Annotated in this window: 21 protein-coding genes; 3 read left to right on the forward strand and 18 right to left on the reverse strand. The window is 34.9% G+C overall.

The annotated features are described in order from the left end of the window. The 18 genes from R2782_RS01265 to R2782_RS01350 form a co-directional block, all read right to left on the reverse strand. On the reverse strand, window positions 1–786 hold the full coding sequence (locus R2782_RS01265) for a gluconate 5-dehydrogenase (RefSeq protein ID WP_371266245.1): 786 nt from the start codon (window positions 784–786) through the stop codon (window positions 1–3). A gap of 1 nt (window position 787) precedes the next feature. Further along, window positions 788–1,624 (reverse strand): 5-dehydro-4-deoxy-D-glucuronate isomerase, encoded by an 837-nt coding sequence (gene kduI, locus R2782_RS01270; RefSeq protein ID WP_371266246.1) that lies wholly within the window; start codon window positions 1,622–1,624, stop codon window positions 788–790. Between the two features lie 160 nt (window positions 1,625–1,784). Continuing rightward, window positions 1,785–2,261, reverse strand: a complete 477-nt coding sequence (locus tag R2782_RS01275) for a 4'-phosphopantetheinyl transferase superfamily protein (protein ID WP_371266247.1) — start codon at window positions 2,259–2,261, stop codon at window positions 1,785–1,787. Then, entirely contained in the window at window positions 2,258–2,512 is a 255-nt protein-coding gene (locus R2782_RS01280; protein WP_371266248.1) for an acyl carrier protein, read from the reverse strand. The genes R2782_RS01275 and R2782_RS01280 overlap by 4 nt, the downstream gene beginning before the upstream one ends. Continuing rightward, entirely contained in the window at window positions 2,509–3,813 is a 1,305-nt protein-coding gene (locus R2782_RS01285) for a beta-ketoacyl synthase (RefSeq protein ID WP_371266249.1), read from the reverse strand. Before R2782_RS01285 ends, R2782_RS01280 begins: the two co-directional genes overlap by 4 nt. A 1-nt stretch (window position 3,814) precedes the next feature. Next, window positions 3,815–4,243, reverse strand: coding sequence for a 3-hydroxyacyl-ACP dehydratase FabZ family protein (locus R2782_RS01290; protein WP_371266250.1), 429 nt, complete (start codon window positions 4,241–4,243; stop codon window positions 3,815–3,817). Between the two features lie 12 nt (window positions 4,244–4,255). Further along, a complete protein-coding gene (locus R2782_RS01295; protein ID WP_371266251.1) occupies window positions 4,256–5,035 on the reverse strand; it encodes an SDR family oxidoreductase in 780 nt (259 codons plus the stop codon). Further along, a complete protein-coding gene (locus R2782_RS01300) occupies window positions 5,029–6,081 on the reverse strand; it encodes a type III polyketide synthase (RefSeq protein WP_371266252.1) in 1,053 nt (350 codons plus the stop codon). Before R2782_RS01300 ends, R2782_RS01295 begins: the two co-directional genes overlap by 7 nt. A 10-nt stretch (window positions 6,082–6,091) precedes the next feature. Continuing rightward, complete coding sequence (locus tag R2782_RS01305; protein ID WP_371266253.1) at window positions 6,092–6,802, reverse strand: methyltransferase domain-containing protein; 711 nt, start codon at window positions 6,800–6,802, stop codon at window positions 6,092–6,094. Further along, on the reverse strand, window positions 6,802–7,923 hold the full coding sequence (locus R2782_RS01310; protein WP_371266254.1) for an NAD(P)/FAD-dependent oxidoreductase: 1,122 nt from the start codon (window positions 7,921–7,923) through the stop codon (window positions 6,802–6,804). Before R2782_RS01310 ends, R2782_RS01305 begins: the two co-directional genes overlap by 1 nt. A gap of 87 nt (window positions 7,924–8,010) precedes the next feature. After that, window positions 8,011–9,918: an acetate--CoA ligase gene (gene acs / locus R2782_RS01315; RefSeq protein WP_371266255.1), complete on the reverse strand. Its 1,908-nt coding sequence runs from the start codon at window positions 9,916–9,918 to the stop codon at window positions 8,011–8,013. 102 nt (window positions 9,919–10,020) lie between these two features. Next, complete coding sequence (locus R2782_RS01320; RefSeq protein WP_371266256.1) at window positions 10,021–11,916, reverse strand: acetate--CoA ligase; 1,896 nt, start codon at window positions 11,914–11,916, stop codon at window positions 10,021–10,023. Between the two features lie 64 nt (window positions 11,917–11,980). Continuing rightward, the gene (locus R2782_RS01325) at window positions 11,981–12,352 is read right to left on the reverse strand and encodes a response regulator transcription factor (RefSeq protein ID WP_371266257.1); all 372 of its coding nucleotides are present in this window, start codon (window positions 12,350–12,352) and stop codon (window positions 11,981–11,983) included. A 1-nt stretch (window position 12,353) separates the two neighbouring features. Beyond that, window positions 12,354–15,047: an ATP-binding protein gene (locus R2782_RS01330; RefSeq protein ID WP_371266258.1), complete on the reverse strand. Its 2,694-nt coding sequence runs from the start codon at window positions 15,045–15,047 to the stop codon at window positions 12,354–12,356. Window positions 15,048–15,308: 261 nt separating this feature from the next. Next, window positions 15,309–17,021 (reverse strand): sodium:solute symporter family protein, encoded by a 1,713-nt coding sequence (locus tag R2782_RS01335; RefSeq protein WP_371266259.1) that lies wholly within the window; start codon window positions 17,019–17,021, stop codon window positions 15,309–15,311. An 85-nt stretch (window positions 17,022–17,106) separates the two neighbouring features. Beyond that, on the reverse strand, window positions 17,107–17,367 hold the full coding sequence (locus R2782_RS01340; RefSeq protein WP_187347468.1) for a DUF4212 domain-containing protein: 261 nt from the start codon (window positions 17,365–17,367) through the stop codon (window positions 17,107–17,109). A 25-nt stretch (window positions 17,368–17,392) separates the two neighbouring features. After that, the gene (locus R2782_RS01345) at window positions 17,393–18,607 is read right to left on the reverse strand and encodes a hypothetical protein (protein ID WP_371266260.1); all 1,215 of its coding nucleotides are present in this window, start codon (window positions 18,605–18,607) and stop codon (window positions 17,393–17,395) included. A gap of 108 nt (window positions 18,608–18,715) precedes the next feature. Continuing rightward, complete coding sequence (locus tag R2782_RS01350; protein ID WP_371266261.1) at window positions 18,716–19,135, reverse strand: helix-turn-helix domain-containing protein; 420 nt, start codon at window positions 19,133–19,135, stop codon at window positions 18,716–18,718. Between the two features lie 257 nt (window positions 19,136–19,392). On the opposite strand from R2782_RS01350, the gene R2782_RS01355 reads away from it, so the two are divergent. From R2782_RS01355 to R2782_RS01365, 3 genes are read left to right on the forward strand one after another with little or no spacing between them, the layout of a single operon-like run. Then, the gene (locus tag R2782_RS01355) at window positions 19,393–19,998 is read left to right on the forward strand and encodes a flavin reductase family protein (RefSeq protein WP_371266263.1); all 606 of its coding nucleotides are present in this window, start codon (window positions 19,393–19,395) and stop codon (window positions 19,996–19,998) included. 39 nt (window positions 19,999–20,037) lie between these two features. Beyond that, window positions 20,038–22,341 (forward strand): bifunctional salicylyl-CoA 5-hydroxylase/oxidoreductase, encoded by a 2,304-nt coding sequence (locus tag R2782_RS01360; RefSeq protein WP_371266264.1) that lies wholly within the window; start codon window positions 20,038–20,040, stop codon window positions 22,339–22,341. 48 nt (window positions 22,342–22,389) lie between these two features. Beyond that, on the forward strand, window positions 22,390–23,967 hold the full coding sequence (locus R2782_RS01365; RefSeq protein WP_371266265.1) for an AMP-binding protein: 1,578 nt from the start codon (window positions 22,390–22,392) through the stop codon (window positions 23,965–23,967). Window positions 23,968–23,990: the final 23 nt, after the last annotated feature.

The following is a 23,990-nucleotide window of genomic DNA, read 5'->3' on the forward strand; positions in this document are numbered from 1 at the left end:
TTAATCTTCGTTCGATGGTTTACCAATGGTAGCCAATATTCCACCATCTACATAAATAATTTGTCCGTTTACAAAATCGCTAGCTTTAGACGCTAAAAAAACTGCTGCTCCGGCCAAATCTTCCGGATCCCCCCAACGTGCTGCCGGAGTACGATTAATAATAAATTCATTAAACGGATGACCGTCCACTCGAATTGGTTCGGTTTGCGAAGTTGCAAAATAGCCCGGACCAATCCCATTAACTTGAATGTTGTGTTTTGCCCATTCGGTCGCTAAATTTTTAGTCAGCATTTTTAAACCGCCTTTAGCTGCTGCATAAGCCGAAACACTGTTTCTTCCCAATTCGCTCATCATTGAACAAATGTTGATGATTTTACCTTCCTTTCTTGCAATCATTTGTTTTGCAACCAATTGCGACATAATGAACGGTCCGACTAAATCAACATCAATTACTTTTCTGAAGTCGGCTACCGGCATTGTGATGGCTAATTCTCTTTTGATGATTCCGGCATTATTCACTAAAATATGTATGTTGCCAATTTCTTTTTGAATTAATTCAACGTGTTTGGCAGCGTCAACTTCATCGGTTACGTCAAACAAATAACCCGTAGCTTCATATCCTTTGGATTTGTAATAGAAAATCGCTTCTTCCATTTTGGAAGGCGTTGTTCCGGTAATGATCAATTGAGCACCGGCTTGAGCTAATGCCTCGGCAATAGCCATTCCAAGACCGTGTGTTCCTCCGGTTATTAAAGCGTTTTTATGTGTTAAATCGAATAATTTCATATTATCTTAATTCGTTTGGTGGACAAACATCCATATCGCTATAATCTAAATTCTCACCCGCCATTCCCCAAATAAAGGAATAGTTTGATGTTCCGGCACCTGAATGAATAGACCATTCTGGCGATAAAACCGCTTGGTTATTTTGCATGAAAATGTGACGTGTGTGTTGTGGTTCTCCCATAAAATGAGAAATGGTTTGCCCTTCTTCTAAATCAAAATAAAAATAGGCTTCCATTCTTCGGTTGTGCGTGTGAGCCGGCATGGTATTCCAAACATTTCCAGGCAACAATTCTGTCAAACCCATTTGCAATTGACAAGTTTGAACGATCTCATTGACAATTAGTTTGTTTAAAATTCTTTTATTAGCCGTTTTTTCTTCGCCTAACTGAATTATGATTGCATTTTCTTTAGTAACTTTTTTGTTTGGAAAATGAGTGTGAGCGGGTGCTGAATTAATGTAAAACAAAGCTGGTTTTTCTTCATTACTTGAAAAAAGAACCTGTTTTGCTCCCATTCCAATATATAATGCTTCTTTTTTATTAAGTTCAAAAACTTCACCGTCAACCATTACCGTTCCTTTTCCGCCAACATTGACAATTCCCAACTCGCGTCGATCTAAAAAGTTTTCTGATTTTAAGTAAGGAATAGTCTCTAATTGTAATTCTTTTGAAACAGGCATGACCCCTCCAACAATATATCGATCATACATTGAATAGATAAGATTTATTTCATTCTCCGAAAATAAATTATCAATTAAAAAGTGGTTTCTTATTTCTTGTGTGTCGTACTTTCTTGCATCAATGGGATTTGATGCATATCTGAAACTAAAATTTATCATGACTATATTTGTTGTAATCGATTACACAAATATAATAATTATTTTTAATAAAACTAAAATATGTATAATTTTTAGTGATGAAAAATAAGATATATGAAAAAAAGCGGACTTAAAACAGTTAAAATCTAATTGTTACAATCAAAATTGTAAAAAATATAATTTATGTATTCAGGAGTAATATTTTCTCAAATCTTCCGTGATGACTTTTTGTTATGAAGTGATTATTACCATTTTTAATAAGATATGGAATTTCATCTTTTTTATGAATATTAATAGAAGATTTTAGTTCTGAGATTTTATTAAATTGATGCTTTTTTAAAGCAATTGTATGCAGCATATCACCATTTTGAATTGTTTTGGTGTAATATTTCGTTTTATTAAAACAAACAATTCCGCAATCGTAGTCAGTATTTTCAATTTTTAATGGGTAAAATCCACGCAAACCATTTTCTTGTCGGATGATTTTATAAACAGCTTCTTTCCTACTCCACAAGATCCAAACCATAAGCGTTGGATTTTCAGCAGAAAAAATAATATTTTGCTCATTTTCAGTAAATTGTTTAGCTAAAAAACCTTTTCGTTGCCAATTGCTTTCAACTTTTGCTAAAGCTAAATCTACCACATCATTTCCAATCATTTTTCATCTAATTTTGTTTCTATAATATCCAATGCCGCTTGAACATTGAGCATTCTTTCCATCGATGGATTGTCTATTACAATATCAAAAACTTCTTCAATATCTAAAATAACATCAACCAAATTGGCTGAATTTATTTTCAAATCATTGATAAAGTCTGTGTTTTCATTTAAATTTTCAAAAGCTTCCTGATTTTTAATGTATGGTTTTACAATATTTTTCAGTTTGAGAATAGTTTCTTCTTTATTCATTTTCTTTTTTTACGAAGGTAAGCAACTTCGTTAAACTTTTTGAAAACTACGCACGCATTAACATCACCAAAACCAAAACTGGCTTTTACAGCGATATTGATATCTTTTTGAAGAAGTTGTTGCGGAATTTTTTCCCTTTCTACTAGAGTATCAATCTCAGGATGTAAATCTTCGCAATTAATCGATGGAAAAATAAATCCGTGATAAACTTGTAAAACTGTCGCTACACTTTCAATGCTACCCGATGCCGAAAGGCAATGTCCAATCATTGATTTTAAGGAATTGATATGCGGAAAATTTGATTTAGGTAAATGTAAAGCTTTACTCCAATTAAAGATTTCTAAGCCATCTTTTATTGTGGCTGTTAGGTGTCCGTTAATTGTATCAATTTCATTTGAATTTATATCTGAATTTCTTAAAGCGTCAACAATACATTTCTGCACTGCAATTGAATTTGGTGCTGTCATTGTCCCATCTCCACGTTGCCCGCCGGAATTGCTATTTCCACCTAAAACTTCTACATAAATTGTTGCATTTCTAGCTAAAGCTGATTCTAAATCTTCCAAAAGAAGTGCTCCTGCTCCACTTCCCGGCACAAATCCCGAAGCACTTGCACTCATGGGTCGAGAGCCTTTTTCTGGTGAATCATTGTGTTTGAATGTACAAACCCGCATGGCATCAAATCCACCCCAGATATATGGACCGCTATCGGAAGTGCTTCCCACCAACATTCGTTTCGCTTTTCCGGAAATAATTCGGTCATAACCCATCAAAATGCTTTCTGTTCCGGTTGCACAAGCGGAGGAATTGGTAGTTACTTGATTTCCTAAACCTAATTTGGCCGCCAAATAAGCACTCACGCCACTATTCATTGTTTGAGCAACCGCAGTACTTCCTAATCTTCGGGTTTGAAAATCGTCTATTTTATAGATACTTTCTCTAAATTTTTCGATTCCGGAAGTTCCCGATCCGAATATTGTTCCGCTATCCCAATCGGGATTTTCGTTGTTTTCAATGGATAATCCGGCATCTTTCCACGCTTCCATTCCTGCGATAACTCCATATAAAATTCCGGATGCATCAAAGTTTTTTAATTCTAATTCTGTAAAATAGTCTCTTTTCAGTTCTTCTGAAATTTCAGGTGTTCCCGAAATTTGACAAGAAAACTGCAATCGTTCTAATTCAGCATCGTGTTTGATTCCCGAAATTCCGTTTTTTATGGCATGCAAAAAGTTGTTCACTCCCACTCCATTGGGAGCAACCACACCTAATCCGGTGATGACGACACGTTTTTTTTGCATTTTATTTTACTATTATTCCTGACAAAGTTCCGCTACAAACTTCTTCATTTTTACTGTTTATCATTCGAACTTTGCATTTTAATTTTCCAAAACGGAAATAGACTTTTTCTGAAATTACAGTTACTCTTTCGTTGGGATAAACGGGTTTCAAGAATTCGACTTCGGAGGAAGAAAAAGCGATTTGCGAAAAATCTTCATTTAAAGTGAGATAAATTCCCAAACAAACCAAGCCAATTTGAGCCATTGTTTCGATTAAAATGACACCCGGCGTAATTGGATTGTGTTTAAAATGACCTTTGTAAAAATCTAACTTTTCATCAAAAGTAAATGTTCCTTTTGCACCATTTTCATTAATTTGAAGCAATTCATCTACAAAAAGAAATGGTTTTTGGTAAGGAAGTTTACTTAAAATTAGATTGATTTCATTCATTACAATTTGATTTTAAAGGCTTTCACCACCATCTACTTTCACAATTGAACCATTGATCCATTTGGCTTCTTCTTTACAAAGTAAATAAACCACATTGGCCACATCTTCGGATTCTGTTAATCGTTTGAATGGATTCCGTCTAATAGCAATTTCTTTAATTTTTTCACTATTCGGAATCAGTTGAAGGGATTTCGTATTCGTTACACCCGCTTGAATGCAATTACTTTTGATGCCAAAGGATACAAATTCAAAGGCAATTTGTCTTGAAATGGCTTCCAACGCTGCTTTGGCTGCACTCACGGCTCCGTAATTTGGGATTGGTTTCAGACTTCCTTCACTTGTAAAAGAAATAATTCGAGCATCGTGATGAAATAAATCAGCTTCAAAAACTGCTTTTGTCCAATCGTATAATGAAATTGCCATCGCGTTTATAGTCAATAAAAAATCATCCGTTGTTAATGAATTTTCGGAAGTCATGCTTTTTAAACTTCCTTTTGCAATGCTGTGAATCAAGCATTTTACTTTGTCTGAACCTATTTCAGATTTTATTTGAGTAATGATTTCTTGTCGTTTTTCAGGTTGCAAAGCATCTACATTAAAACTTAAAAAAGAAATGCTGTTTGATTTTATAATTTCAAATTCTTTTTCAATTTCGGGTAATTCCACTCGTGTATTACGGTGAACGATGCAAATATTCATTCCATTTTCAGCTAACTTTTTAGCAGAAGCCAATCCTAATCCGGAACTTCCTCCAAGGATAATTACCCAAGTATGTTCAAATTCGTTTACCATTCTACTAAAATTCGTTGTGCTGTAAATCCGGGACCGAAACTCAACATCAACCCTCTTTCACCTGATTTTGGATTTTGTTGCATTATTCTTTCCAAAACAAATAAAACGGTGGCACTTGACATATTTCCGTATAATCGCAAAACTTCTTTGGTATCGTCGATGTTCTTCCCTAAATCTAAAAATAAATCTTCGACTAAATGTACTATTTTTTTTCCACCCGGATGAAAAATTAAATAATCTATATCCTGAATTGTCAACTTATTATTTTCTAAAAACGGATGAATAATCGCCGGAAAATGTTCGCCAATCGTCTCAGGAACTTCAATATCCAGAACCATTTTTAATCCTTTATTTGTCAAATCAAAGCCCATCATGTGTTCCTTGTCATAAAAATGATACATGGCTTCGTCAATTAATTTAGGTCCGTTATCTTCCGTAAAAGAAGACAATAAAGCACACGCTGCTCCATCACCAAAAATAGCGGCACTAACAATGTTTGCCATGGAAAAATCATCCAATTGAAAGGTTGCGGTTGGACTTTCAACAGTAATCACAGCTGCTCTTTTGTTGGGATTCGCTTTAAGGAAGTTTTTGGCATAAATTAATCCGGAAATACCTCCCACACAACCCATTTCAGTAACCGGAAGTCGGACAATATCCTGTTTTAACTCTAATCGATTGATGAGATAAGCATCTAAGGACGGAATCATGATTCCGGTGCAACTCACGGTGATTATGTAGTCAATGCTTTGTGGACTCCATTTTGCTTGATGTAATGCCTTTTGGAGTACTTGTTCGCCTAAAACAATCATTTCACGTGAATAAATAGCGTTTCGTTCTTCGAAGGATTGAAGCGAAAAAACTTCTTCCGGATGCATGATCGAGTAGCGTTTGTCCACTTTTGCACCTTCTACAATTTTTTTGGCTTTTCTGATAAACCGCTCTTCTTGACCGTGAAGCCAATTATCCATTAATGGAATTATTTCCGAAGTTTCTCTGGAATATTGCGGAAGTTGCGTTGCAACAGTAATTAGTTTAATAGCCATTTTAATTTATTTATTTCCGAATAATCCATTGGTATCTAAACGCCCATTTCCACTGAATCGTTTGTTCTATTGCGTTAATTTTTCGTGAAAAAGCAATTAATTCTTCTTTTTTGAACCCTTTTAAGATAGAAAGTAAACCATCTTTTTTAGGCATTTCTTGTAATTTAAAGACAAAACAAACCAATTGAAATAAGTGATAGGCAATTGAACTTCTGTGTAAATCATTAATAATAATTCCGAGCTTACTATTTGCTAAATAATCTTGTAGAATTAGATTAATTTCATCATCACTAAAATGATGTAATATTAAGGTAAACAATGTTATATCGTAATTTACTTGATTTTTTTGTTTATGTAAAATATTTTCCTGAATATAGTTAATATTTGGGAAATTTTCAGATAATTGTATGGCTTCTTTGATTGTATAAGCGTTTGCATCAATTCCAATTAAATCAAATTGATATCCGTTTGTAAGTCCAAATTTTGCAATTTCACGCAACATATCGCCGTTTCCACAACCAACATCGCAAATAGTGATTGTTTTTGATCTATCTGCAAATTTAAGCAGTTCTTTAACGCCGTTAAGTGTTAATTTGTTTCCGCCTAATTTTTGATTAATTGATGCAATCGTTTGTAAAGCTGATTTTAGCTCATTTCCTTCCATAGAAAAATCATCCATTAATTCTTCTGCTCTGTTGCGAAAATTGGTGTTTACAAACATTATTTAATTGGCTTTCCGTGTGTTTTTTGAATTAGGAAAGGTAGTAATTTTGGAAAGATTAATAGCCATTTCATCATCCGATTACTCAGAACCGGATTGAGTAATAATTTGGATAGCATTTTTCCCATTTGAATTCGGGATTTAAAATTGAAGTTCCATTGTTTGGCGTATTTCATTTCTAATTCGTTGCGATTGATTTTCTCGTTAAGAAAGTCAATCGTGCATACACTGGCTATCTTAGCACTGTGAATGGCCATCGCCATTCCGTTTCCACAAAGCGGATGAATTAATCCGGACGTATCGCCTAGCATCAAAATATGGTTTTCTACTTGCTTTTTGGTTTCAAAAGAAACTTGACTAATAGTGAGTGGTTTTTCAAAAAGCATTTCTGTATTTTCAAAAATAGCTTTCAGTTTTGGATTTTTATTTAAAACGTTTAGTTGAAAATCTGAAATTGATTTTTGTTTTTTAAAAGATTCATATTTGGCTAAATAACAAATATTGATAATATTATCTTCCACTTTTGAAACACCGCAATAACCACCATCAAAATTATGTAATTCTACTAAATCATTCGGAAAATTGCCTTTATAATGAGCTTTTACGGCTAACCACGGTGATTTTTTTTGGATGAAATTTCGTTGAAGTTTAACATCTAAATTTGACCGTTTTCCAAAAGCCGCTAAAACTACTTTGGCTTGGAAAGTTTCGTTATTTTCGGTTTGAATTGTAAATGAATCGTTTGAAAAATCAATCTCATTCACTTGTTGATGAATAATTTGACAACCAAACTCTTTTGCTTTTTCATAAAGATAATTATCTAATTTATAGCGACTTATTCCGAATCCGCCTAAAGGTAAATGTGCTGAAATTGATTTGCCTGAAGAAACAGAAATCGTTGTTTTATTAATGTGAGTTGGTTGTAATGATTCAATATTCAAACCCAACTCTTCAAAATATGGAAGCACTTCATTTGATATGAATTCGCCACAAACTTTGTGTTTAGGATAAGTGTTTTTTTCAAATAGTAAAACCGATTTACCCGATTTCGTCAGATGAATCGCAGCGGTTAATCCGGCCAGACCGCCTCCGATAATTGCTATTTGGGGAGATAAGTTCATTAAACTAATTTACAAAATAAAAAAATGATTATAAAATAAAAAAAACGCTCAAAATGAGCGTTTTTAAATCTATTAATTAAAAATATTTTACAATTTTCCTTCCTTAATTTCCTCTACAATTTCAGGATTCAACAAAGTTGTTATATCGCCAAAGTTAGAATAATCCCCTTCGGCAATCTTTCTCAAGATACGACGCATAATTTTTCCGCTTCTGGTTTTGGGTAAACCGGATACGAATTGAATTTTATCTAATTTAGCAATTGGTCCGATTTGATCGGAAATTTGTTGGTTAATTTCCTTTCGCAGGTTATCTTGGTTTCTGCTTTCACCCGTTTCTTTTAAAATTACAAATCCATACAACGCATTTCCTTTTATATCATGTGGGAAACCAACAATGGCACTTTCTGCCACTGCAGGATGCTCATTGATAGAATCTTCAATAGGTGCCGTTCCTAAATTATGACCGGAAACAATGATTACATCATCTACTCTACCCGTAATTCTGTAATAGCCTACTTCATCCCGCAAAGCACCATCTCCGGTGAAATATTTTCCGGGAAATGCAGAGAAATAGGTTTCTTTATAGCGTTGATGATCGCCCCAAATCGTTCGTGCCATAGATGGCCATGGAAATTTAATACACAAACTTCCGGTGACTTGATTACCATCAATTTCATTTCGTAATTCATCCATCAAAACCGGTTGAATTCCGGGTAATGGTAATGAAGCATATGTGGGTTTTGTTGGTGTAACAAATGGAATGGGCGAAATCATGATACCACCCGTTTCGGTTTGCCACCAGGTATCGACTAATGGACAACGCTTCCCTCCTACGTGGTCATTATACCAATGCCAAGCTTCTTCGTTAATCGGTTCACCAACAGAACCAATCACTTTTAGTGATTTTAAGGGAAAACGTTGCACATAATCCAAACTTTCTTTGGCTAAAGCACGAATGGCCGTTGGAGCCGTATAAAATTGTGTAATTTTATGTTTTTCAATCACTTCCCAAAAGCGACTAAAATCCGGATAAGAAGGAACGCCTTCAAAAATAACAGTCGTTGCTCCGTTTAATAATGGTCCGTATAAGATATAAGAATGTCCGGTAATCCAACCAATATCGGCAGTACACCAATAAATATCATTTTCTTGATAGTTGAAAACATTTTTAAACGTATAGGCTGTATAAACCATATAACCGGCAGTGGTATGCAACATTCCCTTAGGTTTTCCGGTAGAACCGGAGGTATATAATATAAACAACGGATCTTCTGCATCCATGATTTCTGCAACATTATTGGGTATGGCCTCGTCTAAAAGAGGTTGCAACCATTGATCTCGACCTTCTTTCATGTTTACTTTTTCATTGGTTCTTTTGACCACTAAAACAGTTTCAACACAAGGCGACTTCTCTAACGCTTCATCAATAATACCTTTCAAATCGATGGTTTTATTTCCCCTATATCCTCCATCGGATGTTATGACCATTTTACAATCACTATCATTTATCCTTGCTGAAACAGCTGAAGCAGAGAAACCGGCAAAAACTACAGAATGTATAGCCCCTATTCTGGCACAAGCCAAAACTGAAACGGCTAATTCCGGGATCATCGGTAAATAAATACAAACCCTGTCACCTTTTTTTATTCCCTTGTCACGTAAAACGTTTGCCATTTTAGACACTCTTGCGTATAAATCATTGTAGGTAATATGTTGAGAAACCTCATCCGGATTATTTGGTTCAAAAATAATGGCGGTCTTATCACCTCTTCTGGCTAAATGCCTGTCTATGCAGTTTTTTGTAATATTCACTTTAGCATCCAAAAACCATTTGAATTTTGCTTCCTGCATATCAAACTCAAATACTTTGTCCCATTTTTGATACCATGTAAAATTTTCATCAGCTATACGGTCCCAAAATTTTCGGGGTTCACGAACTGATTTTTTATACATTTTAAAATAATTCTCAAGGTCGTGTATTTTATAATAACTCATATTATTTTGTTTTGTCTAATTTTCATGTAAAAATAAAGAATCTAATCTTTCCTACCAATGTATCTTTGCTAAAAAGATATAGGTAAAATTGTATTTATGATTTTATTTTTGTTTAGTTTCTGTATATTTTTCAAAAACTTCTTTTATTTCATTAATAATTAACTCGTCATCTATAGTAGAAGGAATTTGAAATTCAACATTATCTATAATGTTTCGCAATAATTTACGGAGAATTTTTCCCGAACGTGTTTTGGGTAATCGTTGTACAATCATCACATTCCGCAAACAAGCCACAGCACCAATTTTGTCACGAATTAAATGAACAATTTCATATTCCATTTGAAAATGTTCCATTTCAATTCCTGCTTTAATAACAACCATTGCAAGCGGGATTTGTCCTCGAAGTTCATCATTAATACCAATCACCGCACATTCAGCTACTGCTTGGTGCGATGCAACAATTTCTTCCATTTCGGCTGTTGATAAACGATGTCCTGCAACGTTTATAACATCATCTACTCTTCCTGTAATGTAAATATATCCTTCTTCATCTTTGAAGCCTCCATCTCCCGAAAAATAATAGCCCGGAAATTGATTTAAATACCCTAACTTAAAACGCTCACTATCATTCCATAAATCAAGCATCGTCCCGGGTGGCAGAGGAAGTTTGATTACTACAAAACCTTCTTCGTTGGCCTGCATCTCTTCTCCATTTTCATTTAAAATTCGAATATCATAGCCAGCAACAGCTTTTCCTGCAGAACCCGGTTTGATGGGCAAAAATTCTACCCCCATCATGTTAGCAATCATCGGCCAGCCTGATTCGGTTTGCCACCAATGATCAATAGCCGGTACGGGGATATGCTGCTTGTACCATTCTAATGTAGCCACGTCGCAACGCTCACCTGCTAAAAATTGTGTACGAAGAGAAGACAAATCATATTGTTTGATAAAGTTCCCATTTGGATCTTCTTTTTTGATGGCTCGGATAGCCGTAGGAGCCGTGAACATAATATTCACTTTATGTTCAGCCATAACCCGCCAAAATGTTGAAGCATCAGGGGTTTTGATTGGCTTTCCTTCAAAGATGATTGTTGTGTTTCGATTAATCAAAGGGCCATACACAATGTAACTATGTCCAACCACCCAACCCACATCAGAAGCAGCCCAAAACACTTCGTTTGGTTTGGCTCCATAAATGTATTCCATTGAAAATTTAAGTGCGGTAGCATATCCACCCGTATCCCTGACTATTCCTTTGGGTTTTCCTGTTGTTCCTGATGTGTATAAAACATATAACGGATGGGTAGATCCTACTGAAACACATTCAACTTCTTCTGAACCGTAAACTAAAGCATCATAATCGACATCGTATTTTTTGAACGGAACTCTAGCACCTAATTTTCGATTGAAAACCACTACTTTTTTCGGTTTATAATTGGCTAATTCAATAGCTTCATCAACTAAAGGTTTATAGGCAATTAATCGATCTATTTCAATTCCTGACGAAGCAGTTAAAATGATTCTTGGTTTGCAATCATCAATGCGGATAGCTAATTCGTGTGGAGCAAACCCACCAAAAACAACAGAATGTGTCACACCAATTCGGGCACAAGCCAACATTGCAAAAGCTGCTTGCGGAATCATTGGCATATAAATTATTGCTGTTTCTCCTTTTTTTATTCCTAACGAGAGTAATCCTCCTGCTAATTTGGCAACTTCCTTTTTTACTTCATTATAGGTAAACTTTTTTACAGTTTGCGTTACCGGAGAATCGTAAATAATGGCAATATTATCTCCAAAACCATCTTCTATATGTTTATCCAATGCCATATAACAGGCATTTAATTCCCCATCTGCAAACCAAATCGGATAATCATTTTTGTCTTTTGATAAAATAGTTTGCGGTTTTTTAAACCATTCAATATGTTCAGCTTGTTCTCTCCAAAATAGTTCCGGATTTTCAAGACTTTTTTGATACAATTCTAAATAATTCATTTCTTTGTGTGTTGATACTAATATTGATTAATCAATCTTCACCCTAAGGACTAAAGCCTTTGAACTAAGGACTCGTAGGAAGCAATTCATTCACTTGTTCCACTAATTTTTTAATAGAAAATGGTTTGGTCATATAAGCATCAGCTCCCAACTGCATTCCTTTTTCGATATCACTCTCTTTATTCTTGGCCGATAAGAAAATGACCTTACAATCGGATAGTTTATCATTTTTTTTCACTGATTCAATCGTGGCATAACCATCAACGTTAGGCATCATTATATCTAAGATGATAACATCCGGTTGCTCATTTTTTAAGATATCTAAAGCTTCTTGACCATCACGAGCAATAAAAACTTCAAAATTTTGCTTCTTAAATGTATATTCCAACGACATGATAATGTTAGGCTCGTCATCTACTAATAAAATCTTTTTCATACTATTTTAAATTTTTATACAGTGTGAATGAAAAAACCACTCCGTTCTGAACATTTTCTGCCCAAATTTTTCCTTTATGAGCTTCAATGATTTGCTTCGAAATGGCTAATCCTAATCCACTTCCGATAGGTTTCTTGATTGTTTGACTACTTGATTGATAGAATTTATCAAAAATTGATTCTAGGTCTTCTGTATTTACTCCTTTTCCATTATTGAATACAGTAACAGTAATGTAATCATTCGGTTTGTCTATGACTGTTAAAATAATGACTCCGTCTTTTTCGCTTGTAAACTTTATTGCATTTGAAACTAGATTTGTAATTACTTGAATAATGCGTTCCTCATCATAATGTAACATCACATTATTTTGATATTCATCGAATTCGATGTGAATATTTTTATTCAAAATCAATTGATGTAAAGGTGAGATGGATTTTGATATTGTATTGATGAGATTTCCTCGCGTTGGAAAAATTTTCTGTTTCCCCGTTTCAAATTTTTCTAAATCCAAAATTTTATCAATCAATCTATTCAGTCGATCAGATTCGGTAATAATATTTTGCAAAAACTGTTTTTGTAGTTCTTCCGGAATAGCATCATCATCATGCAAAATTTCGCTTGCGGCACGAATGGCGGTTATTGGGGTTCTAAGCTCATGGGTAACTGTATCTAAAAATTCATCTTTTTGTTTGTCTTTTAAAAGTAAAGTTTCATTCGCCTTTTTTAGTTGAGTGGAGAGTTCTTTTAATTCGGCAGATGTTTCGGTTAGTCTTTTATTGATTATTAAATTTTCTTTTGATTCTTCCAGAATTTTTAAGACTTCAGGCAAACTTATCTTATCTTCCTTGGTCACACTTTCTATTAAAATTTTAGCTGATGCAGTGCCGATGTGACCTGTTAGAAGGTTCTCAGCAAATTTTACTAATCGAGCATCAGCCATTAGATTTTCAGGAGCTATATTATATTTCATCTTAAAAATGGAAAGAGCACGGTTGGTGCGTTCTTCTCCCAAAAATCGTTTCAATACTTTTTCAATATCTGAGATATAAGCTGTTCCTTTCCATACAAATGCATTTTCATGATTGGTTATGTACTTATCAATGTCTACATACATTTCAGCATAATTTCGCTCACGGTAATTTCCTTTAAAACTAACTGAAACAATCATGTAGACAAAAATATTGAATAATAAACTCCAAAAGAGTGCGTGAGGAATCGGTTCAAGATAAATTAATCCAAACAATTGAAAGGGTTGTAAAAAAGTATAACCAAAGAAACCTTCTTTAAAAAAAATACTTTCCGGATTAATTGAACTCAATAAAAAAGGAAGCATTATGGTGTAAAAACAAATCAGCATTCCTACAATGATACCCGCAACAGCTCCATTCAATGAACCTCTTTTCCAAAAAATTGCTCCGAAAAATGCGGGGCCTAATTGAGCAACAATAACAAATGAAATCATTCCTACAGACACTAAAGAAAAATCCATGATAAAGTAGCGATAGTAAATAAACGCCAGGATTATTAATAAAAAAATCCCTATTCTACGAATGTTTACAATTCGTTCACTATTACTCGCTTGATTATCCTTTTGTAATGTCCCTAATAATCCATAGGGTATTAACATATTATTACTTAACATTGTAGAAAGTGTGATAGAAGAAACAACAATCATTGAAATAGCAGCAGAAAACCCTCCTAAAAAAACCAAAACGGTCATAAAAGTATTGTCAAACAATTTTGGAATTAACAACGAAAACATATCCGGATTCATATTCTTTCCTTCAAATAGGATATTTCCACCCCAAGCAATAGGATATACAAACAAGTTAAATAATAAAAGGTATAATGGAAATAACCAAATAGCCGTTTGAATATGTTTTTCACGATTGTTTTCAACAATCGACATATGAAATTGTCTGGGTAATAAAAAAATAGAAAAGAAAGATAGTACAACGAGCATCATCCAATTCATTCCGCCTTCCAGACCATGAATTGTATTTCTATCTTCGAAACTTTCCATTAAAGAAGCTTTTGCATAAATAGCATCAAAACCATCAAAAACATAAAAAGTAACATATAATCCTAAAATAATGAAGAAGAATAATTTTAATACCGATTCCATTGCAACAGCAGTTACTATACCTTTTCTTTTTTCTGAGGCATCTACGTAACGTGTTCCATAAAAAGAAGCAAAAAGTGCTAAAACCAAAGCAACATAAGTCGATGTATCTAAAAAAACATTATTGGATTCAGGAGTATTTGTAACAATATGAAATGTTTCTGAAATTGCTTTTAATTGTAATCCGATATACGGTAAAATGGCCATTAAAGAAATAATGGTAACTATTGCACCCAAAAAGCGACTGTTACCGTAGCGAAGTGATATAAAATCGGCGATACTTGAAATTTTATTGACTCTTGAGATTCGAATTATTTTCCTCAAAATAAGTATCCATAAAGGAAAAGCAATTACCGGCCCCAGGTAAATAGGAATGTAATTTAGTCCTGAATTAGCTGCCACACCTATACTTCCATAATAGGTCCAAGTAGTGCAATAAACCGCAAGTGATAGTGAATAAATGTAAGGATTATTAGTCCATTTTGAATTGCCTTTTCGTTCTGCCCATTGAGCAATAAAAAAAAACAACCCAAGATACAATAGCAATATGACTAATAAATATTCGCTATTCATTGTATTTTTTTATAAAGTAAAAAGAAATGATAATGGATAAAGTCCAGATAGAAAAAATATGACAATAAATGATTGGTATTCCTAATATTTGTTTTGCTGAATTAAATAATAATAAAATAGGAAAGTTAAATACAATCCATAACAATAAACTAAGAATTACAAATTTTTGAAGATGTCTTTTTTTCATTTTTATTTTTTAACCGCAAACTCTGCCCTTGTTTTTAAGAGCAGAGTTATTGTAATTAACTTCTGTTTATCCGTTTAATGATCAACTGCTTCACCTGCACCGGAAGGAATTCGAATATTTTCTACAATTTCCTGTACTTCATGTGGCGGCTCAGTCGTAAATTTATTAACTACCAAAGCTACAATAAAATTGACTAGCATAGCCACGGTTCCAAAACCTTCGGGAGAAATTCCAAACCACCAATCCGGTTTTAAGGAATCTACTACTTCTTTTCCTCCGTCAAAGAGACCGAATTTGAATTTCAGCATATAGAAAATCATCAACAGCATTCCTACAACCATACCACTAATAGCTCCTTCTTTATTCATTTTTTTATAAAAAATACCTAAAATGATAGCCGGAAAGAAAGATGCTGCAGCCAAACCAAAGGCAAGGGCAACAACGGCAGCTACAAATCCCGGCGGGTTAATTCCAAAATATCCGGCAATACAAACGGCAACTGCGGCAGAACCACGAGCCGCCCATAATTCACCTTTTTCTGAAATATTCGGGTTAATCATTTTCTTAATCAGATCGTGAGAAACAGAAGATGAAATTACTAACAAAAGACCCGCTGCGGTCGATAAAGCTGCCGCCAAAGCTCCTGCCGCTACCAAAGCAATAACCCAATTTGGCAATTTGGCAATCTCAGGATTAGCCAACACCATAATATCATTATCTATTTTTAATTCGTTTGCTTCTTTGTCAGCTACATATTGAATTTTTCCATCGGCATTTTTGTCATCAAAAGTTAACAATCCAGTTTTTTCCCAATTCATAAACCATTGTGGCATTGAGCTATATTCTTTATCACTAACGGTTTCAATTAAATTTGCTTTCGCAAAAACTGCAACTGCAGGGGCAGTCGTATATAATATTGCAATTAACAATAAAGCCCATCCTGCTGATTTTCTGGCATCGCGTACTTTTTTTACTGTAAAAAAACGAACAATAACGTGTGGTAATCCTGCCGTTCCAACCATTAAAGCTAAGGTTATAGCAAAAACATCAATCATTGATTTTGAACCACTTGTGTATTCACTAAATCCTAATTCTGTTTGAAGTCCGTTTAATTTATCCAACAAATAAGTACCTGAACCATCTGCTACTATTCCACCCATACCAAGTTGTGGAATTGGGTTTCCGGTCATTTGGATTGAAATAAAAATAGCGGGAACCATGAAAGCAAAAATCAATACACAATATTGAGCTACTTGCGTATAAGTGATTCCTTTCATTCCGCCTAAAACAGCATAGAATAAAACGATTACCATTCCAATAATTACCCCGGTATTTATGTCTACTTCCAAAAATCTAGAGAATACAACTCCTACTCCTCGCATTTGTCCGGCTACATACGTAAACGAAACAATTAACGCACAAAAAACAGCAACAGAACGAGCGGTTTTAGAATAATAGCGGTCTCCAATAAAATCAGGAACTGTAAATTTTCCAAACTTCCTGAGGTACGGAGCCAATAATAAAGCTAATAAAACATAACCTCCTGTCCATCCCATGAGATAAACCGCACCATCATATCCTGCAAAGGAAATAATTCCAGCCATGGAAATAAAAGAAGCGGCCGACATCCAATCTGCCGCTGTTGCCATTCCGTTAGCTAACGGTGAAACACCGCCACCGGCAACATAAAATTCTTTGGTTGATCCGGCTCTCGACCAAATTGCAATTCCGATGTAAAGAGCAAAAGTTACTCCTACTATGATATATGTCCAAATTTGTACATCCATTTTGTTTATTTTTTAGAGTTGCTGTGATACTGAGCAACTGAGTTATATGAATTTTATTATTTTACAGTTAACAGATAACTGGATATTACTCCTCGTCGTAACCGTATTTTTTGTCGAGTTTATTCATTAATCGAACGTACACAAAAATCAAAATCACAAATACATAGATTGATCCTTGCTGTGCGAACCAAAATCCAAGTGGAAAACCTCCGATTTTGATATTGTTTAAAGCATCTTTGAAAAGTATTCCCGCTCCATAGGAAACGAAAAACCAGATAGCCAAGAGAATGAGAAGGTAACGTAAATTCTCTTTCCAATAGGCTGTTGCATTGTTTTGATTACTCATAGTTAAATTTGTTTTAAAGGTTAGATTATAGATAAACCATGGCTTGAAGCGTAATAGTTCCCGTTTTGCTTTCGCCGAATTTTTCATTTTTATATTCTAATGTAAGTTTAGAATTATGTCCATTTAGGTAGAGGTTTGTACCCACTCCAAATACATTTCGATTATCATCCACAGCATCATAACTATTTGTTGCATAAGATAAATAAGGCTGAATTTTTGTCAACTTTTCTGAATGAAACATATAACCGGCGTGTCCATAAACAAAACTCCCTGTTCCGTATGCGTTAAACAAATAGTTTTTCCCATAGTTATTATTTTGGTAAGTGGCATAAGCCGTAATAGCTCCTTTTTTATCACCTAGCGGTGCATCATAAAAAGCGTCAACAGCAAAAATGGATACATCTTCGCCAACATTAGTTGTCCCATCATTGTATACACTTCCTTTTGGATGAAGAAAGAAACCAGCACCTACGTTGAATACTTTTTTTGTTCCTAAATAAGAACCAACTCTAAATGGAAGAAAATTACTTTCGGTATCTAAAAAACCATATTCAAAATAACCGGCATAATTTAATCCTGCTTCCTTTGAACCCAAAACTTTTCTTCCGGCGTAAATGGTTGTATTTACATTATCCGCTAAAACCCGACTATCTAAACTATTTGTCATTGATTCGTTTATAGCAACCCGGTATTGAAATTTACCGAAACTTCCTTTAACATAAACACCTTGGTGTCTTGCAAATTGATCAGACAAACCTAAAGTTGACCACGATTGACGATTGTTATCCAATGTCATTAAGTTTAATGTCCCTTGACTATTTAATCGCGAAATACCATTCCAATAATGCAAACCTGAACCGATAGCGTGGTTTTTACCCAGACTGTATTGCACCCAAAAATCATGGAAGAATAGTTGTGAACTCTCTCCCTTTCCGGTTGGAGACATATTGTCGGCATTTAATGAATTTAATCCAAAATGGGCTAAGACTAAAAACTTAGGAGTAATTTGAGCATACGTTAAAATCCGTGCTCTACGAGTTGAAAACTCAATTGCTTTTTTATCTTCGGGTAAGTTGTCGTTATATTGACCCCACATTTGCCCCCAAGCAATGACACGCATATACTTTGAACCTTCTTCGTTAAGGTTAAATTTCATTCCGCCTCCATAGTCGGGAGAACCTTGTGAAAAAGCGTTAAAAAAACAAAACGTTGTCATAAAAAGTAAGACTGTTTTTTTCATATGTTATAAGTTTCTTTAAGGTTAGAAAAATTTGTTTTTCGGAGTACCAAATTGAAATTTTATAAACAAGAAAAAAATTCAGATATATATTTTTGTTAATTAGTATAGTTAATCCTTGAAACGCTCCCATTTTATAAGCATAAACTTATCCCCTAATTCGGTTATAATCATTCCGGCTCCTTTGAGTTGATCTTTGTTTTTTAAGAATTCTACTAATTCTAAATGATTATAAATCTTATAAGTAGGATGATAATCAGTATGTGCGGGTTTTTTAATTTTGAATTCTTTCACCCAATTACTCACAGTAACATGCGAAACACCAATTATTCGTTCAATTTCACGATAACTAAGGCCTTCTAAATACAACTGAAGTGCTTTCGTTACATAGTAATCATCTATCTTTTTTCCTAATTTATTTACTGTAAAATAATAGTTACATTTTTTACACAAATACCGCTGTCTATCTTTGATTATACCGCTTTTAACGATTTGATTACTTTGACACTTTGGGCATGCTAAAATCTCCATATATAAAAAATTTGCATAAATATATTAAATTAGCAATTATATAAAAACATATTATGCAATTTAATTTAGAAAAAATTATCAACTACCTAATTTTTTTGACTTAAAATTTAAAAATTTATAATTTATATATATTTAGTACCAAAACAAGAAATCTGAACGAAATCAAATCGAATCTCCATTTAATAGTAACATTTAGTAGGTAGGATATATAAATATTCAAGCTATTTTCTTTAATTTGTAGAAACAACACTAAAACTATGCAATTTAAAACGAATGAAACAGATCCTTCTGTTTTGTACAAACTCCTGACAGGAACCATCATTCCCAGACCAATTGGTTGGATTTCTACCATTGACAAAGACGGTATCAATAATCTCGCCCCTTTTTCTTATTTTAATATGGTTTCGAGTGATCCGCCTTGCGTGATGTTTTCCACCCGAAGAGATAATAATCAATACAAAGACACGCTTAATAATGTGTTGCACAATGGGGAATTTGTTGTGAATTTGGTAACTATGGAGGTTGTCGAACAAATGAATGCCACTTCTGCATCAGTTCCATCCGATGTAGATGAATTTAAATTGACCCACCTCACGCCTATCGACTCTGTTTTCATCAAACCCAAACGCGTCAAAGAAAGTCCGATTCATTTGGAATGTGAAATGATTCATCACTATTTTATGGATAATAATGACGGTGGCGGTGCTTGCATTGTTATTGGAAAAATAAAAACCATTCATATTGATGATGCTATTTTGTTAGAAAACAATCATATCAACTTAGATGTATACAAACCTGTAGCCCGCTTAGCAGGTTCGAACTATAGTACGTTGGGAGAACTTTTTTCGATTAAAAGGGCTTAATTAGTATAAAAAAATCAGTGAAATCTGAGTAAAAATAAAATGAAAAAAATAACAGTAATCGGTGGCGGTCCCGGTGGACTCTACTTTTCCATATTAACCAAAAAAGCAATGCCCAATTGCCAAATCGATGTGTACGAACGCAATAAACCCGACGATAGTTTTGGTTTTGGTGTGGTATTCTCCGATGAAACGTTAGGCGAATTCTTGATGCGTGATGTACAATCGTATGAACTCATTCGAAGTGAATTTGCCTATTGGGATGATATTATTATCGCACGAGATGGTCAAACTGTAAACATTTCCGGAAACGGTTTTTGCGGCTGTTCGCGAAAAACGTTATTAAAATTATTGCACCAACGTTGTCGTGAAGAAGGAGTTAATCTGCATTTCGAACAAAATGTGGACGATTTAAGTCAGTTTGCTGATTCAGATATTATTGTGGCTAGTGATGGAATTGGAAGTGCCATTCGAACACAATTTGCTAATGAATTCGGGACAAAAATCGAACTTAAAAAGAACCGTTTTGTTTGGATGGGTTCCACCAAACCCTTGGATGCATTTACTTATTTTTTCAGAACTACACCATTTGGAACCATCGTGGCTCATACCTATCAATACGAAGAAGGCATGAGCACTTGGATTTTTGAATGTAGTGATGAAACTTGGCAAAAATTTGGTTTTGAAGTCACTAACGAAGAAGATACCATTCAAAAAATCGCTGAAATCTTCAAAGATGAATTAGACGGACATCCGCTTATTTCTAACAAATCACATTGGCGACAATTTCCGCACGTAACGAACGAAAAATGGTTTTACAACAATATCGTTTTATTGGGTGATGCGAAAGCTACGGCCCACTACTCCATTGGTTCCGGAACCAAATTGGCGATGGATTCCGCAATTGGCTTGTCCGATGCTGTGATTGCCAATCCTAATAATGTGCAAGCCGCTTTTGAACAATACGACAAATCCCGACGAAATACGGTAGAAATGATTCAATATGCCGCACTGGTTTCATTGGATTGGTTTGAAAACATGAATCGTCATATCCAACATCCGTTTTATCAATTTGCTTTTGGCTGTATGACACGATCTAAAAAAGTAACATTTGAAAATTTACAAATTCGAGACAAATCGTTTACGGATAAAGTTTTGAATGAATTCAATGACAATAACAATGTAAATGACAAAAATCAATCGGCGGCTTTTTCTACTTTTAAATTAAGAGATTTAGAATTGGTTAACCGAATTGTGATGGCTTCGATGGGACAATATTTTGCCGAAAACGGTTTGGTGAATAATTGGCATTTGGTGCATTACGGTAGTCGAGCAACCGGCGGAGTAGGATTGATTTTAACTGAAATGACAGCGGTTTCAGCAACCGGACGTATTACTTTAGGTTGTGCCGGTATTTATAATGAAAATCAAGTAGTTGAATGGAAAAAAATAACAAATTTCATTCATCAAAATACACAAACAAAAATCGGAATTCAACTCGGACATTCCGGTAGAAAAGGAGCAATTAAAAAACCGTGGGAAGGACAAAATGAACCGATTGATAAGGCTTGGGAATTACTCTCTGCTTCCCCTATTCCCTTCCATTCCAACATGGCAACTCCGAAGGAAATGACTTTGGAAGATATGGATCAAATCACTACTGAATTTGTCCAAGCTACCAAAAACGCTGAACAAGCCGGTTTTGATTTAATAGAATTACAAGCCCATCACGGATTTTTATTGGCTTCGTTTTTATCGCCGTTGACCAATAGTCGGAAAGATGAATTCGGAGGAAGTATTGAAAACCGTATCAAATTTCCTTTACGTGTATTTTCAGCAATGCGAAATGTTTTTCCACAACACAAACCCATGTCGGTTCGAATATCAGCTTCCGATTGGGCTGAAAACGGAATTTCGGAAGAAGATGTTATCTATGTTGCCAATACTTTCAAATCAGCCGGAGCAGACATCATCAATGTTTCCACCGGAAATACAGTAGAAAACCAAAAACCTCAAATGGGCAGAATGTGGCAAACGCCTTTTTCGGATTTAGTTCGAAATACGGTTCATATTCCAACGATTACAGCAGGTTACATTCAAGACATTGATCAAATCAACACCATTATTTTAAACGGAAGAGCTGATTTAGTGGCGTTAGGCCGACCTTTATTAGCGGATGCGAATTTTGTTAGAAACGCTCAAGCGTATGAAAATGTACAAACGGAAGATATTCCATTGCAATATAAAATGGGAAGTTCGCATTTATATCCGTTGAAAGCTTCAGAACGAAAACAGATAGAAAGTATGAAGAAAGCTTTAAAACCAAAAAGCAATAAAAAGGATTAAATTAAAATCTCAGCAGCTCAGTTTCTCAGCAACTCAGTAACTCAAAAAATGAAACACTACACCGACAATTTCGCTCACAATTCCTTACCAAGCATCGACTTGCAACCAACCTATTTAAAAGGAAAGCATGAAACCGAACTACTTAATTGTGTCGAATGTCTTTTAGATGTTCGCATTCAAAATGGTCATGGTAATGCTCCATGCCTTCGTACGTTTGAAGAAACGTGGACGTATTACGATTTATATGAAAAAGCGAATCAAATGGCTCATGTATTGATTGACGATTTAGGTCTGCAATCCGGTAATCGGGTTTTGTTGCGTTCGGCCAACAATCCCATGATGGTGGCTTGCTGGTTTGCTGTTTTAAAGGCGGGCGGCATTGTAGTGGCGACTATGCCCCTACTTCGTTCGAAAGAATTAACTACCATTATCGATTGTGCGGAGATTTCCATTGCCTTGTGCGACAAAGAATTGGAAGAAGAAATGCATTTGGTAAAATCGAATTTCCTTCAAAAAACCTGTTTTTATGGCAATGCTCAATTGGAGCAATTGATGGCTTCTAAACCGAAAACTTTTGATAATTTCCATTCCAAAGCAGACAGTGTCGCATTAATCGGTTTTACTTCGGGAACAACCGGTTTACCTAAAATGACGGCTCATTACCACAAAGATATTTTGAATATTTGCGAAGCATTCCCAACTTATTCGCTTCAACCCGCTGCAAATGATATATTTACAGGAAGTCCGCCCATTGGTTTTACTTTCGGCTTAGGTGGATTGGTTTTGTTCCCAATGTATTTTGGTGCTTCCACATTTTTAATTGAAAAACCAACGCCGGATATTTTGTTGCAAGCCATTCAAGACCATAAAATCACCATTTGTTTTACGGCTCCAACGGCTTGGCGAATCATTACAACCAAAGTCAAGGATTATGATATTTCCAGCTTACGCAAATGTGTCTCAGCCGGAGAAACCTTGCCGTTAAAAGTTTGGGAAGATTGGTACAACGCCACCGGATTAAAAATCATTGACGGCATTGGAGCCACTGAAATGTTGCATATTTTTATTTCCTCCAACGAAGAAAACATGAAACCCGGTGCAACAGGATTAGCAATTACAGGTTATGAAGCAAAAATTATTGATGCGAATGGTAATGAAGTTTCCAGAAACGAACCCGGACGATTAGCCGTTCGTGGAATCACGGGTTGTAAATACTTAAATCGGACTGAAAAACAACGAGAATATGTACAAAACGGTTGGAACATTACCGGCGATATTTTTAAACAAGACGAAGATGGTTACTTTTGGTTTGTGGCTCGGGGCGACGATATGATTATTTCTTCCGGCTATAATATTGCCGCAATTGAAGTAGAATCCGTACTTTTAACCCACGAAGAAATTCTGGAATGTGCCGTAGTTGGTTTACCTGATGATGAACGTGGGATGTTAGTTTGTGCTCATATTGTTCTAAAAGATACTTCTAAAGCAACCGATAACATGAAAAACCATATTCAACACTGGTTCAAAGAAGTAGCCGCTCCTTATAAATACCCAAGAGTGATTTATTTTACAGAGGCTTTACCTAAAACGGAGACGGGGAAAATTCAGCGGTTTAAATTGAAGTAAAAAGTATTAAGTATTAAGACAAA

The organism is Flavobacterium sp. (genome assembly GCF_041392085.1).
Classification (GTDB): Bacteria; Bacteroidota; Bacteroidia; order Flavobacteriales; family Flavobacteriaceae; genus Flavobacterium.

Bases quoted from the DNA above. Each gene is read 5' to 3' on its own strand.
- R2782_RS01265 (WP_371266245.1), bottom strand. From the start codon at position 786: ATGAAATTATTCGATTTAACACATAAAAACGCTTTAATAACCGGAGGA.
- kduI (WP_371266246.1), bottom strand. From the start codon at position 1,624: ATGATAAATTTTAGTTTCAGATATGCATCAAATCCCATTGATGCAAGA.
- R2782_RS01275 (WP_371266247.1), bottom strand. From the start codon at position 2,261: ATGATTGGAAATGATGTGGTAGATTTAGCTTTAGCAAAAGTTGAAAGC.
- R2782_RS01280 (WP_371266248.1), bottom strand. From the start codon at position 2,512: ATGAATAAAGAAGAAACTATTCTCAAACTGAAAAATATTGTAAAACCA.
- R2782_RS01285 (WP_371266249.1), bottom strand. From the start codon at position 3,813: ATGCAAAAAAAACGTGTCGTCATCACCGGATTAGGTGTGGTTGCTCCC.
- R2782_RS01290 (WP_371266250.1), bottom strand. From the start codon at position 4,243: ATGAATGAAATCAATCTAATTTTAAGTAAACTTCCTTACCAAAAACCA.
- R2782_RS01295 (WP_371266251.1), bottom strand. From the start codon at position 5,035: ATGGTAAACGAATTTGAACATACTTGGGTAATTATCCTTGGAGGAAGT.
- R2782_RS01300 (WP_371266252.1), bottom strand. From the start codon at position 6,081: ATGGCTATTAAACTAATTACTGTTGCAACGCAACTTCCGCAATATTCC.
- R2782_RS01305 (WP_371266253.1), bottom strand. From the start codon at position 6,802: ATGTTTGTAAACACCAATTTTCGCAACAGAGCAGAAGAATTAATGGAT.
- R2782_RS01310 (WP_371266254.1), bottom strand. From the start codon at position 7,923: ATGAACTTATCTCCCCAAATAGCAATTATCGGAGGCGGTCTGGCCGGA.
- acs (WP_371266255.1), bottom strand. From the start codon at position 9,918: ATGAGTTATTATAAAATACACGACCTTGAGAATTATTTTAAAATGTAT.
- R2782_RS01320 (WP_371266256.1), bottom strand. From the start codon at position 11,916: ATGAATTATTTAGAATTGTATCAAAAAAGTCTTGAAAATCCGGAACTA.
- R2782_RS01325 (WP_371266257.1), bottom strand. From the start codon at position 12,352: ATGAAAAAGATTTTATTAGTAGATGACGAGCCTAACATTATCATGTCG.
- R2782_RS01330 (WP_371266258.1), bottom strand. From the start codon at position 15,047: ATGAATAGCGAATATTTATTAGTCATATTGCTATTGTATCTTGGGTTG.
- R2782_RS01335 (WP_371266259.1), bottom strand. From the start codon at position 17,021: ATGGATGTACAAATTTGGACATATATCATAGTAGGAGTAACTTTTGCT.
- R2782_RS01340 (WP_187347468.1), bottom strand. From the start codon at position 17,367: ATGAGTAATCAAAACAATGCAACAGCCTATTGGAAAGAGAATTTACGT.
- R2782_RS01345 (WP_371266260.1), bottom strand. From the start codon at position 18,607: ATGAAAAAAACAGTCTTACTTTTTATGACAACGTTTTGTTTTTTTAAC.
- R2782_RS01350 (WP_371266261.1), bottom strand. From the start codon at position 19,135: ATGGAGATTTTAGCATGCCCAAAGTGTCAAAGTAATCAAATCGTTAAA.
- R2782_RS01355 (WP_371266263.1), top strand. From the start codon at position 19,393: ATGCAATTTAAAACGAATGAAACAGATCCTTCTGTTTTGTACAAACTC.
- R2782_RS01360 (WP_371266264.1), top strand. From the start codon at position 20,038: ATGAAAAAAATAACAGTAATCGGTGGCGGTCCCGGTGGACTCTACTTT.
- R2782_RS01365 (WP_371266265.1), top strand. From the start codon at position 22,390: ATGAAACACTACACCGACAATTTCGCTCACAATTCCTTACCAAGCATC.